Below are 14,485 nucleotides of genomic sequence, written 5' to 3' on the forward strand. Positions count from 1 at the left end.
TGCCTGAAGTTCTTGCCATCAAGACCTCGGGCATTTTCTGTTTTTAGAGGTTGCATGAATTTTAAAAAAGTCTCAGAGATCCGCAAAGTCTTCCTGAATTATTTCCAGGAGAAGGGACATACAATCGTACCTTCTTCTTCCTTATTGCCCGCAGGAGATCCTACTCTTTTATTCACTACTGCGGGAATGGTCCAGTTCAAACCTCTGTTTACTGGAGCAGTGGAGCTTCCTTATACCAGGGCTACTTCTGCTCAGAAATGTCTTAGGACCACTGACTTGGAGAATGTGGGAAAGACAGAGAGACATTGCACCTTCTTCGAGATGCTTGGAAATTTCAGCTTCGGTGATTATTTTAAAGAAGAAGCAATCGACTTCGCTTTGGATTGCTCGGTAAATCATCTGGGCTTTCCGAAGGAAAAGATCTGGATCACAGTTTTTGAGAACGACGACGAAGCGGAGAAGATCTGGCTTTCCAAAGGAATTCCGCAGGAAAGGATCACTCGCCTCGGCAAGAAGGACAATTTCTGGGGACCTGCCGGAGATAGTGGTGCCTGCGGACCTTGCTCCGAGTTGTACTTGGACAGAGGACCCGAGAAAGGACTTCCGGATTGCGGAGTGAAATACGAGTGTCGCCCTGGATGCGACTGTGATCGTTTTTTAGAATTTTGGAATATTGTATTCAATCAATTCAATCAGGATACAGAAGGTAACCTTCATCCTCTCAAACAAACCGGGATAGATACCGGTTCCGGTTTAGAAAGAGTCGCACTTCTTTTACAAGGCGTGGATTCTGTTTATGATACGGATGAGTTAAGAGAGATCATCTCCGAGGTTGAAAAAATCTCCGGAAAGACTTACCAAGAATCCACGAAGGTGCCGTTCCGTGTGATCACGGATCATATCCGTTCCGTCCTGTTTACTGTAAGCGATGGGATCTATCCGGACCGAACCGGAAGAGGATACGTTATACGTCGCTTGATCAGACGCGCAGTATTATTCGCCCGCAAGCTTGACTTAAGAGAGCCTTTCCTCTACAAACTTGCAAAGCCGGTGGCCAATATTTATAAGGAAAGATATCCCGAGCTCGAGAAGCATATCTCTTCCGTCGAAAGGACCCTTCTCGCAGAAGAAGAGTTGTTCTTGAAAACTCTAGAGATCGGTTTAGAGAAGATCGAGGTTCTGGTTTCCAAGACAAAGGCAGAAGGCTTGAATATCTTCTCCGGAAAAGATAGCTTTTTGCTATATGGGACTTACGGTTTTCCTGCTGAGATGACCGAAGAGATCGTAGCGGAGCATGGTCTCTCTTTCGATAAGAAAGCTTTCGAAGAAGAATTGGAGAAGGACAGACAATCTTCTCGTGAAACTTGGAAAGCGAATAAGGTCTCCTTATTTACCGGGATCAAGACTGACAAGACCCAATTCTTGGGCTACGATGCTTTGGAAGCAGAGTCTGAGATCGATTTTATATTCTCCGACAATAAGCAAACTTCTTCTTTGAAAGAAGGAGAAGCGGGAGTTTTGGTTTTCAAATCAAGTCCATTCTATCCGGAAGGAGGGGGACAGGTAGGCGATACTGGCTTTATCCGAAAAGATTCTTCCGTATTTAAGGTCTTAGACACTCAGAAAGAGAATGATATTATCTTACATATAGGAACAGTTCTTTCCGGTTCTTTCTCCGTAGGAGACAAGGCTAGATTAGAAGTGGAGAAGGAGAGAAGAGAAAAACTCAAATTTCATCATTCCGGAACCCACTTGCTGAACGGAGCGCTTCGTAACTTGCTCGGGAGTCATGTACTCCAAAAGGGATCCATCGTTTCTCCGGATTATCTCAGATTCGACTTCTCCCATCCAAGCCCATTGAGTATAGAAGAAATTCGTAATATAGAATCCTGGGTCAACGAAAGCATCGGTCGTCATATTCCTGTTCAGACGGAAGTGTTGGCGATAGAGGACGCAAAGAAGACCGGTGCTGTTGCCGCATTCGATGAAAAATACGGAGATAAGGTCCGAGTCCTGAAAATGGGAGACCGATCCTTGGAATTCTGCGGTGGAACTCACGTGGGAAATACGGGAGACATCGGATACTTCTTCATTAAAAAAGAATCCAGCCCAGGCGCTGGAAACCGACGCATAGAAGCGGTTGCCGGGCCGGTTGTAGTCGAAACCTTTCAGAACCGTTTTGCCGAATTGACCGAAGCAGTGCAAAACCTGAACCTAAAGATCAAAGAAGAATTGGGAGCCGAAGGAGCTTCTCTTTCCATCAAGACGAATATTCCGGGACCGGATGAAGTGCGTTCCTTATTCGAGAAGAAGGGAGCAGATGCAGTAGTCTCATTCCGTGAGCTTACCGAAAAACTTTCTTTGGAATTAGAAGATACCCAGAGTAAATTCTTAAAAGAAAAGAAGAATAGAGAATCGAGAGACTTCGAGAACAATCCGGAAGTTTTGAACCAAGTGCTTTCAGCTGCGAAATCTATTGGCACAGTTAAGATAGTTTCTTATATATTCGATTCCAAGGATGCAAAAGCTCTAAAAGGTCTGTCCGACAATTTGAAAGTGAGAGAAAAGGAGATCGTTGCCATTCTCGCGAGTAAGAACGCAGAAGACGCAAGCATAGTAGTCACTTGTTCTCCTTCTATCGCAGGAAAGAAAGTGCATTGCGGTGATTTAGTCAAGGCCGCCTGTGAGATATTAGGCGGTAAGGGCGGTGGAAAACCGGACATGGCCCAAGGCGGAGGGAAAGAAGTCTCCAAGATTCAGGAAGCCGTAGACTTAGCAGTCCAAAAGGCATCTCTTGGTTTAAACGGAAATTAAAAAGACCAAAAGTCTTTAGCATAGGCGGAGTAAATATATGAGCGATCCTTCTTTTGACGTAGTCTCCGAGATAGACAGACCTGAACTACAAAACGCTGTCACCCAAGCGATCAGCGAGATCAAGACTCGCTTCGATTTCAAAGGTTCCAAATCCGAAATCAAATTGGAAGAAGAAGCAATGGTGCTTACTTCCGATAATGAGGCCAAGTTGGAAAGTGTGATCGATGTATTGATCAATAAAATGGCAAAGCGAGGACTAGGTCTGAAGTCCTTCGACTTCAAATCTAAGATCGAGCCTGCTACCGGCAATACTGTCAGGATGAAAGTGAAGATCCGTAACGGTTTGGAAAAAGAACAAACCAAAGAAATCACTAAGATCGTGAAAGATTCAAAATTGAAGGTTATTCCTACGATTATGGGGAATTGCGTTCGGATCCAAGGCAAGAAGAAGGATGATCTTCAGGAAATTATGAGACTCTTGAAAGCAGCTGATCTTCCTTTCGATGTTCAGTTCCAGAATTTCAAGTAAGCTGATTAAACATATTTTTAAACTCCCTCCTTTTTCAGTGAAACTACAAAAAGTAGTTCCATTTTTTGGAACTACACGTATAATATTCTAATGCGAAATAATAGGGTTATATCCAGGGCCACCCTAGTGGAATTCTGGAAGAAGCACCCGAAGGCCAAAATCCCTCTTTCGGCTTGGTATGACGAGGCAAGAAAATCCTTTTGGGGAAAACCAAGCGATATTAAGGAAAAATACAGATCTGCAGATTTTATTCCAGGTGACAGAGTAGTCTTTAATATCGGAGGGAACAATTATAGAGTCGTAATCAAGATGGAATATAGGTTCGGGGGTGTTTATATAAGGTTTGTAGGCACTCACGATGAATACGATAGGATCGACGTTAAGACCATTTAATGTTCTGTTTTATTGTGTAGTTTGGTTTATTTGTTATTTTGTTTGGTAGGTTTGGTGAAATGTTATGACGAGTGTGATTAATATTCAGCCGGTAATCTCTAAAGGAGATCATCGATCTGCTTTAAAACGGATTGAATCTTTGATGGAGAAAGGAAATAAAACCAAAGAAGAAGAGATAGAATTGGAAACTCTTTTTATTTTGGTGGAAAAATACGAAGACGAACACTTCATTATACTCCCTCCTAATCCGATTGATGCAATTAAATTCAGATTGGAGCAGGAAGGACTATCACAAACCGATTTTGCTAAAATTCTTGGCTCTAAGCATAGAGCTTCTGAGTATTTGAATAAGAAAATTCCTCTTTCCATCCAAGCGATCCGCAGAATAAGAGATTCGTTAGGCATTTCTGGTGATATTCTAATCCAAAAATATGCCACAAAGAAGTAAGCCGATTTTCTATTTTCGAGCGGCTTGGAATAACTATTCGATATGATAAGGGTCTAATCAGCATGAAACGTTTTTATTTCTTCGCACTCATTTCTATCTTTCTAATTTCCGGAGTTTCTGCCCAAGAAGAAAATCCGATCAAGTTCAAACTAGAAAAATCCTCTCCGAATACATACCAACTCAGGTTGATCCATCCGGACAATTTCGGTGTGCAAAAGGATGCTCCTCATAGAATCCTAATGAATCCTGGGCCAGGACTGAAAGTAGTCTCTGCGGATCTGAAATTGAAAGGTAAGACTTCCACTCGCAAGAAAGAATACTTTGAGACAGTAGATCCTATGCAAGTGAAGTTAGAGGGAAAAGGAGATTTAGAGATCCATGCTAAGATCTTCTATTGCGACTATAATAGGAATATTTGTATCCCTGGAAAGATCCTCCAGAAAGAAGTTATACAATAAATTTATAAATTAGGAAAATCTGATCGTTAGATCAAAGAAAAAGCGGCTTATATGGCCGCTTTTGTTTTAGGAAGGGTTATTGTTTCTTTAACTCTATTTTGAGATCTCTTTCGGTGACTTGGAAAATATAATACGTCTTTCCATTGATTGGCTTGGAGACTTTTACGATTTTTCCTTTGGTGTCTACGATCTCTTTTAACACTTTTCTGTCTGTAGGACGGAATAGATCTCCCTTCTCCGCTATGAACAAATTCAGGGCTCTTTTCTTGGCCAGATCTAAAGCTTCCGGTTCGTTGTTGTCCAAAGAGGATACAACTACTTGGTAGGTGGAGGAATTCAAAAATCCTTCGACAGCTTTTACGAATTGATCCTCTTCCGCAGGAGCGGACTCTTGAGTTACGGTTCTTTGGGGCTCAGTCTTTGGTTCTTCTTTTTGAGGAGTCTTGCAGACTACTAGAAGCGAAACGAATAGCACTGCGAAGATGGTTTTAATGGACATAGATGGATTCCTTCTCTCACATTTTAGGAGTTATTGGAGATTCTAAGATTCGCTTCATTAAATCCGCATCCACGACTCGAAAGACCATCGTGCAGGTCTTTGGATCGCTATAGTCTTCTTTGAATAAGAACAACTTATCTATAAACCACGCGAGCGAAGCGCGGTAAGCTAAATAATCAGCACTTACGATTTCCGTCTTCTTCTTTTCTTTTTTTTCTTCCTGCTCCTCGCTTGGCTTTTCAGTCGGTATCAACGTTTGCGTAGCTATCGAAGCACCACTTCCACGAGAAGCTTGGGCAGCGAGGACCGTATTCGGTAAGATGGGAGTCTCGTATTTTGGGACGCTGCTTGTTCTTGCGATCCCGATGAGATTCTTTCTTTCTTCCGTTAGTTGTGCAAGGATAAGTGTTACGGAGACCTCGTCCCTTTTTCGGACGGCTCTGGCCTTGCACTCCTCTCTCAATTCAAGGAGAGGTCTTTCTTGGTCAGGAATGGGAACTGTCACTACGACTTGAAAATAGTCGTGAGAAATAAAACCGGATTCGGATACGTTTTCCCAAGCCTTTCTTCTGAATTCAGGATCGGCCTGTTCGCATTGCGCGAATAAGATTAGCAGGAATAAGACCGTTAAGACCCGGTGCATAGTTCCTAGTTTATTGCTCCCTTGTACAAAAACCAGCGGGATTTTTTCCAGGTATCTTCTGGACATTCTCGCTTTTGGAGGAAATCTTGTAGGTATGTGGAGTCTCCTTCCCAAATCAAATTTCTTTCGTTCCATTCTTCTCTTCTTAACTTTCTCGATATCCGCTAATCTTTCCCTTTTTGCGGATGAGGATATTTTTTTAGAAGTTCGTTCTTCTCTCGAATCCAGAGTGAAGAAGGTTGTATTAAAGAACGGTATCCGTCTCTTGATGATGAAGAGAGAAGGCTCTCCTACAGTTGCAGTTTATACCAAATTTTTGGTTGGGTCTTCGGATGAGACTCCTGAGATCGCAGGCACTGCTCACCTTCTCGAGCACATGCTTTTCAAGGGTACTAAGAATATCGGAGTTACCAATTACGAAAAGGAAAAGATCTATCTGGAACAGATCCGCGTTTGGGGAAAGAGATTGGACTCCTATCGTCTACAGGAAAGAGAGCTGATCCAAAAAGGAGAGCCTGTTCCTGAAAAATTAATCACAGACAAAAACGTTTTAGAAGCTCGCTTTAAGAGCCTTCTTGAATTACATCGCAAATTCGTAGTCTCCAACGAAGATTCTTATATCTACGATAAGAATGGCGGAACCGGATTTAATGCTTATACCACGAACGATGTTACGAATTATCAGATCCTTCTTCCATCTAATAGATTAGAAATCTGGGCGAAATTGGAATCGGATCGATTGAAGGATCCTATATTAAGGGAATATTATACGGAACGAGATGTAGTCCTCGAAGAACGCAGGATGAGGGTCGAAAATCAGGGCATGGGCATCTTGAGGGAGAAATTTCTGAGTGCTGCTTTTGAAAAGCACGCTTATGGAATGCCTGTGATCGGCTTCGAATCTAATTTACCTTTTCTTGATATAGATAAGACCGAGGATTTCTTTAGAAAGAAATACAGACCTCATAATATGGCGATCGGTATCGTCGGTGATGTGGACTTTTCTCAAACGGAAAGTCTTGTCCGTAAATACTTCGAGAATATTCCGGACGGAGAATCTCCCAAACCCCAAAATGTGGCGGAAAGCTTTGATCATGAGACAAGAAGAGTGAGCGTAAAACATTCTTCTGGGCCTATGAAAGTAATGAGTTGGTTGACCCCAGCTTCTCCGCATCCGGATCGTCCCGTTCTGGAATTAATAGATGCGATCCTTTCCCAAGGAGAAACGGGAAGATTGTATAAGAGATTGGTATTGAGAGACAAGCTTGCTCAAAGAGTGTCTTGTTGGACTGGAGAACCTGGAGAAAGATATGCGAATCTGTTCGCGGTCTACGTTACGAATGTTAGAGGCGCCGATCCGGATAAGATTGAATCGGCTATCCTAGAGGAGATCGAATCTTTGAAGAAGGAAGCAGTTTCCGAAGAAGAGCTTCTAAAGATCAAGAATCAGATCGTAGGAGATTATATCCGAGGTCTGAATAGCAACTCTAAGTTGGCTGATGTTCTTACATATTATGAGCTGGTCGCAGGAGATTGGACGGAGATCTTTGATGATTATTCCCGTTTAGATAGAGTGACTCCTGGGGATATTATGAGAGTGACCCAAAAATATTTCTCTCCCCGCAATTTAACTGTAGGGGATCTGACCAATTCCGAAGGAGAGAAAAAGTGAATATTCAAAAAGTATTATATTCTTTCGGTTTATTCTTTTTTGTCGGTTTTGCGACCGCAGATGCTGCTCCTGGGGATTTCGTAAAAGACGTTAAGATCCCTGCTTTAGAGTTCCATTTCCCGGAGATCAAGGAGATGGGAAAGGACGCGAATACTCGGATCCTATTTTTAGAAAATTCAGAATTCCCGATCCGTACGCTCGAGATCTCTTTCTATGCGGGACCTTCTTATTATCCGAATATTCCAAGCGAACTTACGGACATCTTTCCTGAAGCTTGGAAGAAGGGAGGGACTGTTTCTCATCCTGGCGAATCCTTTGCAGAAGTTTGGGAGTCCTACGGCTCTAAGATGAGAGTCGCTTCCGACTTAGAGACTGTGACCTTGACCTTCTCCTGGCTTGCTAGATACGATAAGGAATCTCTGGCTCTAATTTCTGAGTTCTTAAAAGAACCTCTATTCGGACAGGAGGCCTTTGAGATCGCAAAATTGCAGTTAGGCGAGCAGATCAAGAGAAGGAACGATAATATCATGGGCCTTGCATTTCGTAAGGCAAACGAGTTTGTATATAAAGGAAAAGTAAAGGGAAAGTCCGCTTCTCTTTCTGTTCTCGACCAACTTAAAGAGGACTCTCTCAAAGAATTCTATACAAAACAACTTTTAAGCGCCAGAAGATCCATTTTGGTTACAGGCAAATGGAAAGAAGAAGAGATTCCAGGGTTTCTGGAGGGAATTCTTCCTAAGTTTAATGGGACACCAATTTTAGAAGCTCAGGCTTCTACACAAACGGATCTCGCTAAGAATTTGGCTGAACGAGATCTTAAGAATCTGATTATAGATAAGGCGAATACCCAGAATGTAGTGCTCTTTTTAGGGACAGGACCTGCGCACAATGATAAGGATTTCTATGCGATCCAAGTCTTGAATTATATAATCGGAGGAGGAGGGTTTAATTCCTACTTCATGAGTAAAATCAGATCCGATAAAGGACTCGCGTATTCTTCTTCCAGTCATCCTGTTTTTGAAAAGGACCATTCTGTTTTGTATTTCTTCACGCAGACAAAATCTCAAAGTACCATGGAAGTATATCAGCTCATGGGAGAGATACTGAGCGATTCTACCTTCTCCAAGATCTCCGAAGATGAATTAAGAAATGCTAAAGAAGCTATCTTGAACAAATTCATTTTTCTTTTTACGGATTCCATGGAGATCCTGAGAAACGAGGTCCGTTTTAGAGAGCACAAGATGCCGAAGGATTACCTTCGTAAATACAGAGATAAGATACAAGAGGTAAGTCTCTCCGATCTGAAAAGAGTCGGAAGGACTTATTTCAGAAGAGATAAATTGACTGCAGTGATCTCCGGGCCTAAATCTTCGGTTTCTTCTGAGCTGACCGGCCAAAAGGTGATCGGGCCGGAAGATTCGGTTCCCTGAAGAATGGAAAGTCGATTCGAACATCGAGGTTATGTTTTTGAAGGAATTTCCGAGGGAGGTATCAGAACTTCCGTAACTATGCCTCGTTTAAATCTGATGTTCGATATAGGACATCAGAATCCTGCTCGCGTTCATATAGAAAGACTTTTGCTTACTCATGCGCATCTGGATCATTCTGCCGGATTGCCTTATTATATTTCTCAAAGATCTCTTCGTAAACTTCCTCCTCCTAAGATCTATCTTCCTGAAAGTTTGGAAGCTCCTATGAGAGAGATCCTATCTTTATATTCTAAGATAGAGGGCTTTCCCTATCTTTACGATATGAGATCCTTGCAAGAAGGAGAAGAAGTGGAGCTGGATCCATATCATTCCTTTCGAGCCTGGAAAACCTTTCATAGAGTGGAGTCTCAGGGTTATACGATCTATGAGAAGAAAAAGAAGCTTAAATCCGAGTTTAAAGGACTTAGCCAAGGCGAGTTACTTCAAAAGAAATCGGAGTCGGTGGAAGTAAACGAAGTACACTCGAAGCCGGTTGTTAGTTTTTCGGGAGATACTAAGATAGAGTATGTACTTACTCATAAGGACGTGGCTGAGTCCGAAGTTATATTTTTAGAATGCACTTATATAGATCAGGAAAGGAATGTGGAAAATGCGAGAGAGTGGGGGCATATTCATTTGGATGAGATCCTCCATAATCTTTCCGCGTTTAAGAACGAAAAAATAGTGCTAATCCACTTCTCCAAGAGATATCCGATCCATTATATTAGAAAAGTATTATCTAAAAGGATCCCGGATTCGGAGAAGGATCGCTTTCATCTCTTTCTCCCGGAATGAGCAACGTATGACATCCAAGGATTCCAATCGAAAATACGGAAACTCCATCTATAAGGAAGGACTAGAAGATTGGATCCATTCCGAGCTAGTGCAAAGGCCATTTCCTTGGCTAAAGGAATTGGAGGAGAAGGCTCTGCAAGATAGATTTCCTGTCTTGAGTCCTGCTTCAGGCTCTGTGCTCGCCTTCTTGGTCTCTTCTTGGAAGCCGGAATATATTTTGGAGTTAGGGACAGGATATGGGATTTCTTTGTTCTGGACGATCTCTGCTCTTTCTTCCTTTGCAAAGATCACGACTGTAGATAGAGAGCCTCAGTTTATAGAGATCACAAAATCTTTTTTGCCAAAGATCGGATCTAACTCATTTGATCTAGAATTTAGAGAAGGAGAATGTTTGGATATTCTCCAGGAGTTTTTAAACTCTCCTGTCACGCAAAGTAGGGAGTTTCTATTTGTGGACTGCGATAAGATCCGTTACCCTGAGGTTTTAGAGAAGATCTTATCTCAAGGAAGAGATCGAAAACTAAGAGTAGCTTTTGATAATGTTCTTTGGCATGGACGGATTGCAGATCCGTCTAACCAGGCTCCTTCGGACCAAGCGGTTCGTAAAGTATGGTCTATGATCCAAGACTCTAAGCTTTCATATACGTTGTTCCCAGTGGGAGACGGAATATTATGTTTCGATTTTTCTCAATAAAAAGCTTGTTTGTCTCTTAAGCATCGTATTATATTACCGCGAAGGGTCGGTAACATGACAAAAATTTCTTTCCCTCGGATCATTGCAATTCTCGCTTGCTTGGTCCTCTTTACGTACGGCGTAACTGCACAAAATAAACCTGCGGCAGGAGATGGCAAAGGCACTTCTCTTGGATCTGCAGCAGAAGATCCGAAATACCAAGGCGATTACTTGGAAGAGTTTCATTTTGCAAGGACCTTGGATTCCACTCAGAATAAACTGAAGGGAGACCTAGGAGCTTTGGAAGTGGTGGTCAAGAATTTCGGCTCTCAGGTCCAGGGTTCGCAGCAAGACTTCGACGGCATTTGGAAGAAGTATAACGAGGCATATCGTTATTCACTCATGCGCAAGTATGTGGTCGCAGGTCGTAAGATGAAGGAAACCGAGGACGAGACCAATAAGCTATACGGAAAGTTCTCCGACCTATATAATCAAAAAGTGGACCAACTTTTGGGAGAATGCGCCGATGCGATCGTTTCAATCGAGCAGAAGCAAGGACCAGGCAGCGCTGCCAAAGGTGCGGGGGGAAGAGAGATCTCCTTGAACCAACACAAACTGCAAATTGCTTACTACCAATTCATCCAAGCCGAGAGAATGAGAAGGGATTCTAGATATAAAGACAGTCTTATGCATCTTCGGATCGCTAAGGAATATGGTATTTCTATCCTCAGCAAATTGAAGACGGATGAGGAAAGTAAGAATGTGAGAGAGAAATACAAGATAGACCTAAGCGATAACCGCAATATGGTCTACGCCGACTCTAAACTTTGATCTCTTCCAGAAATTAATTTCTGGATTTCTTGACGTATCTCCTACGGGTATCAGTTTTAGTAAGATACCCTAGGAGAAAAAAATTTCCTTTCGTGATCAAGAAGTTACTTTCCTCTCTAATCCTCTGCTTATTTGCCTTCTCACTTTCCGCACAAGAATCTCCTAAGAAAACCTATAATATTGTTATAGATCCCGGGCATGGAGGCTTGGACTTAAAACCAAAAGAAGAGCATGGGGATAAGTATGATCCCATCTCCAATAAATATCTGGAACCTTACAAAGCGGGGGCTCAGACAAAGAATAGAAGGGAAAGCGAAGTGGTTCTCGGACTGGCAAAGGAAGTGAAAGAGATCCTGGATCTCACTAAGACTGCCGAAGGTTTTGAAACATTTCGATCTCATGCAAAGAAGTTTACCGAGGATACATTGCCTTGGATCAGGATCGATTCAGATCTGACTCGAGAAGAAACAGCAAAAGAAGAAGGTGCCGATCTCAGTTCTGATCCTAACGCATTTTATAGATTGTATGATTATCCGGACAAGAAGACCGGAAAACTACGTCCCGGAAGGATCTCCAGGATCAATGCAGCTCGCCCTTATCTAGTTCTTTCTTTGCATTTGAATCCGAGTTGGAAAGGACATCCTGGAGGAATGGCCGCTGTACTTTCTCCTTCTTATCGAACATTCTATTCTCTTCGAAAGATCTCCGAAGGAAATTCTTCCAAGTCATTTGAGAACGGACCTTGGAGTGAGTGGATGCGTTTTAAAATGGAATGGTCCCGTTTAGAAAATGCAGTCGCCGATGCTTGGATTTACTTCAACGGTTATTGGCCTAATAAGTCCGGAAAGAAAAGCGATCTCTCCAATTTCGAAGGGTATAGGCAGAACATGGTAACATGGAAGTATGCGGATCCTTCCGGTTGGATCGAAAAAGCGCTGTTAAACGGTCCAGGACCTTACGCCAAAAAACATTCAGAGTATTCTGCCAAAGGAAAATTTTGGGACAGAGAAAGAGCCGAGCCCGAGCTTTGGAGAAGAGAAGATGGTCCTGAAGAATTCGGCGGAGACAATCATTATGCCGCAGCTGAATTAATGAGATTCGTACAGTATGGTCTGAGAAAGATCCCTTACGAAGATGAAGAGCTCACTTCTCCCGGTCCGATCAATAAGCCTTATATCTCTACATATAGCCTTCCTACATTTATAAATGCGATCTCTGCTTATATAGAGATCGGTTATATCGATAAGGAGAAGGATATGAAGATCCTCACTAAGAGAAAGAAAGATACAGCCATCTCTCTCGCAGTCGGGATCTATTCTTTGTTTCACGGTATTAAAATGAAATCAATTGATTCTGCTTATATTCCTAAAGGAAAGAAGATCAACTGGTCGAGATACGAGAACTGGCAGGATAGCAACTATTTTCGGATTGTTCGCGAGGAGTAAGTTTCGCAAAATAATTTACGATCATCTATGGAAATAATGGTACCAAGCCCTTCTACTTGTTGTGACGTATTTGAAGGACTTAAATTCATCCAGCTTAGTTGGTTATTTGAATGTTAGAAAATCATTATAAATAAACATTTTTAATTAACGTGCATCTCGTTGCCAAGCGGTGGAGAGATTGTAGTCGTTTTCAAATTGCGAAAAAGAGGTTCTTTTGCAATTTCGCCCGCTTTGTGAACTTAACTAAATTTCAGCGATTTCTAATCCAGTAAGAATTCTTTAACGCATGGGATCATATACTTTTCTTTATCCTCTAAAGATGTTGGCCCCATTATCCCACGAGTCTGTAAGCACCAGTCAAGATGTCTCTTGCTAGGGGTATCGCTTTTTCGATTATCGCAACGGTAGTCAAGTGTATAAGATATATTATTTAGGTAGAGAGTATTTGAATTTTTGTCTCGTTCAATTGAAAAGGCGCAAACTAGATACGAGTCACTTTCTGCCTTGATAGTGCTGTAATATTTTATCATCGCCGAATTTATATTTAAATCATTCATTTCATAAAATACCAAGCCCTTTGCGTGTTCTTTCTTATTCATTAGGAAGCTCGAGAGGCTTTCAATTTTATGAACGGAAATATTATACTTTCTTTCTTTTTCTGGGAGAATAGTCGCGCAACTAAGCCAACTAATTGATAAAATGAAGCCAAGAGTTGGCACTTTTAAACTCATGATTTTATTTCTATTATATTGCAAAATGAAATTTGCTATATTGGTATTCCTGATCACTTACCGATTATCTTTGAGTTTTGTCCGGTATTAAACTAATCTCCATTTCTTGATACTTAAAAATTGGAATGACTGCTTCTGGGACAAGTAAACCTCCCGCATAGCCGATTAAATTTGGCGTGGTAATAGCAAGAATTACTGCTCCCCCCCAAAATGTCCACCATGCAGCACTTGTTCCCCATCTAATATCTTTCTTTCCATTCAGACTAACTTGGATAGAAAGTTTATTGTCGCTTTTGAGCTTTGGACAAATATAAGTATTTTGGAATGTGCTATTCTTCGAATATTCAATTTTCTTGCATTCTTCAGTCTTTAGTTCATTAAAGGATTCTGCGTCATTTGATGTAACTCCAAAGAATATCCTTACGTTGCCATTTGTTTTTCCGACAAATATCTCATTTGCTCCATAGTGTAGATCCAAAAATCCAAAATATTCGCCCTTAGGCGCGAATATCGAGTATAAAGGGTTATTTAAGTAAAATGTAGATTGGATGTCGCTATTTGATTCATATGATTGAATGCTGCTTTTACTTCGTAGCTTGGACCACAATACTATATTGCCAGAAATGTGGCCTTGATGGAAATTTATTTCCTTAAATCCGAGAAAGTTTAAATCGATAATTTTTTGATCGTTTTCTTTGCCATACTCATCGTAAGGAGCCGATTTTAAGAAGACGAAATTGTCTTTATTTACCGGGCTGCAATTACATAATATATGCATCGCTAATATTAAAAATGCTGTCTTGCTATAATTCATTAGAGTTTACGAAATACTATTTTGAAATTAAATTTGCAGTTTCCAAATATATATAAAATTCTTTCTTTGAATAAGTTTCTCGTTGAAATTGCATATTTATTTGTCGGATTAATCAAACACATAATATCGCCTTATTATGCATCGTTGCTGGCGCTTCAATGTGGCTCTGTCTTTTAATTCGGGAATGATGAGAGAACACGGGTTCTCGTTTAATAGGAATAGTCTATGCGAGTGTTTATTCGATTTAATTTCCGCCACAGACCGACGACAA

15 protein-coding genes are annotated in these 14,485 nt (G+C 41.4%); 11 read left to right on the plus strand and 4 right to left on the minus strand.

The genetic code is table 11. From position 1 onward, the window contains the following. The first annotated feature begins 54 nt into the window (after nucleotides 1-54). From alaS to mpl17, 5 genes are all read left to right on the plus strand, one after another. Nucleotides 55-2,814, plus strand: coding sequence for an alanine--tRNA ligase (alaS, locus tag EHO59_RS07510; RefSeq protein ID WP_135586264.1), 2,760 nt, complete (start codon nucleotides 55-57; stop codon nucleotides 2,812-2,814). A gap of 37 nt (nucleotides 2,815-2,851) precedes the next feature. Beyond that, nucleotides 2,852-3,343 (plus strand): YajQ family cyclic di-GMP-binding protein, encoded by a 492-nt coding sequence (locus EHO59_RS07515; protein ID WP_135586266.1) that lies wholly within the window; start codon nucleotides 2,852-2,854, stop codon nucleotides 3,341-3,343. Nucleotides 3,344-3,469: 126 nt separating this feature from the next. Continuing rightward, nucleotides 3,470-3,736, plus strand: coding sequence for a type II toxin-antitoxin system HigB family toxin (locus EHO59_RS07520; protein ID WP_246052690.1), 267 nt, complete (start codon nucleotides 3,470-3,472; stop codon nucleotides 3,734-3,736). Nucleotides 3,737-3,800: 64 nt separating this feature from the next. After that, nucleotides 3,801-4,184 (plus strand): helix-turn-helix domain-containing protein, encoded by a 384-nt coding sequence (locus EHO59_RS07525; RefSeq protein ID WP_210413034.1) that lies wholly within the window; start codon nucleotides 3,801-3,803, stop codon nucleotides 4,182-4,184. Nucleotides 4,185-4,246: 62 nt separating this feature from the next. Next, nucleotides 4,247-4,642: a cell surface protein MPL17 gene (gene mpl17 / locus EHO59_RS07530; RefSeq protein ID WP_135586270.1), complete on the plus strand. Its 396-nt coding sequence runs from the start codon at nucleotides 4,247-4,249 to the stop codon at nucleotides 4,640-4,642. 76 nt (nucleotides 4,643-4,718) lie between these two features. Here the strand turns inward: mpl17 and EHO59_RS07535 are convergent, their stop codons facing one another. Both EHO59_RS07535 and EHO59_RS07540 read right to left on the minus strand, forming a co-directional pair. Next, nucleotides 4,719-5,141: a lipoprotein gene (locus EHO59_RS07535; protein ID WP_135586272.1), complete on the minus strand. Its 423-nt coding sequence runs from the start codon at nucleotides 5,139-5,141 to the stop codon at nucleotides 4,719-4,721. Nucleotides 5,142-5,157: 16 nt separating this feature from the next. Beyond that, nucleotides 5,158-5,784 carry a hypothetical protein gene (locus tag EHO59_RS07540; protein WP_135586274.1) on the minus strand — a complete coding sequence of 209 codons (627 nt, stop codon included), beginning with the start codon at nucleotides 5,782-5,784 and terminating at the stop codon, nucleotides 5,158-5,160. Nucleotides 5,785-5,878: 94 nt separating this feature from the next. Here EHO59_RS07540 and EHO59_RS07545 point away from each other — a divergent pair, with 94 nt between their 5' ends. The 6 genes from EHO59_RS07545 (at nucleotide 5,879) to EHO59_RS07570 (ending at nucleotide 12,669) form a co-directional block, all read left to right on the plus strand. Then, complete coding sequence (locus EHO59_RS07545) at nucleotides 5,879-7,456, plus strand: M16 family metallopeptidase (protein ID WP_135586276.1); 1,578 nt, start codon at nucleotides 5,879-5,881, stop codon at nucleotides 7,454-7,456. Then, the gene (locus EHO59_RS07550) at nucleotides 7,453-8,886 is read left to right on the plus strand and encodes a M16 family metallopeptidase (RefSeq protein ID WP_135586300.1); all 1,434 of its coding nucleotides are present in this window, start codon (nucleotides 7,453-7,455) and stop codon (nucleotides 8,884-8,886) included. The genes EHO59_RS07545 and EHO59_RS07550 overlap by 4 nt, the downstream gene beginning before the upstream one ends. A 3-nt stretch (nucleotides 8,887-8,889) precedes the next feature. Continuing rightward, complete coding sequence (locus EHO59_RS07555) at nucleotides 8,890-9,720, plus strand: MBL fold metallo-hydrolase (RefSeq protein WP_135586303.1); 831 nt, start codon at nucleotides 8,890-8,892, stop codon at nucleotides 9,718-9,720. Nucleotides 9,721-9,727: 7 nt separating this feature from the next. Next, on the plus strand, nucleotides 9,728-10,414 hold the full coding sequence (locus EHO59_RS07560) for an O-methyltransferase (RefSeq protein WP_135586305.1): 687 nt from the start codon (nucleotides 9,728-9,730) through the stop codon (nucleotides 10,412-10,414). A gap of 54 nt (nucleotides 10,415-10,468) precedes the next feature. Next, a complete protein-coding gene (locus EHO59_RS07565) occupies nucleotides 10,469-11,224 on the plus strand; it encodes a hypothetical protein (protein WP_135586306.1) in 756 nt (251 codons plus the stop codon). 119 nt (nucleotides 11,225-11,343) lie between these two features. Next, nucleotides 11,344-12,669 carry an N-acetylmuramoyl-L-alanine amidase gene (locus tag EHO59_RS07570; protein ID WP_246052734.1) on the plus strand — a complete coding sequence of 442 codons (1,326 nt, stop codon included), beginning with the start codon at nucleotides 11,344-11,346 and terminating at the stop codon, nucleotides 12,667-12,669. A 260-nt stretch (nucleotides 12,670-12,929) separates the two neighbouring features. On the opposite strand, the gene EHO59_RS07575 is transcribed toward EHO59_RS07570, so the two are convergent. Then, nucleotides 12,930-13,400: a hypothetical protein gene (locus EHO59_RS07575; RefSeq protein ID WP_135586310.1), complete on the minus strand. Its 471-nt coding sequence runs from the start codon at nucleotides 13,398-13,400 to the stop codon at nucleotides 12,930-12,932. Between the two features lie 64 nt (nucleotides 13,401-13,464). Continuing rightward, complete coding sequence (locus EHO59_RS07580) at nucleotides 13,465-14,214, minus strand: hypothetical protein (RefSeq protein WP_135586312.1); 750 nt, start codon at nucleotides 14,212-14,214, stop codon at nucleotides 13,465-13,467. Nucleotides 14,215-14,485: the final 271 nt, after the last annotated feature.

Source organism: Leptospira semungkisensis (assembly GCF_004770055.1).
In the GTDB taxonomy this organism is placed as follows: domain Bacteria; phylum Spirochaetota; class Leptospiria; order Leptospirales; family Leptospiraceae; genus Leptospira_B; species Leptospira_B semungkisensis.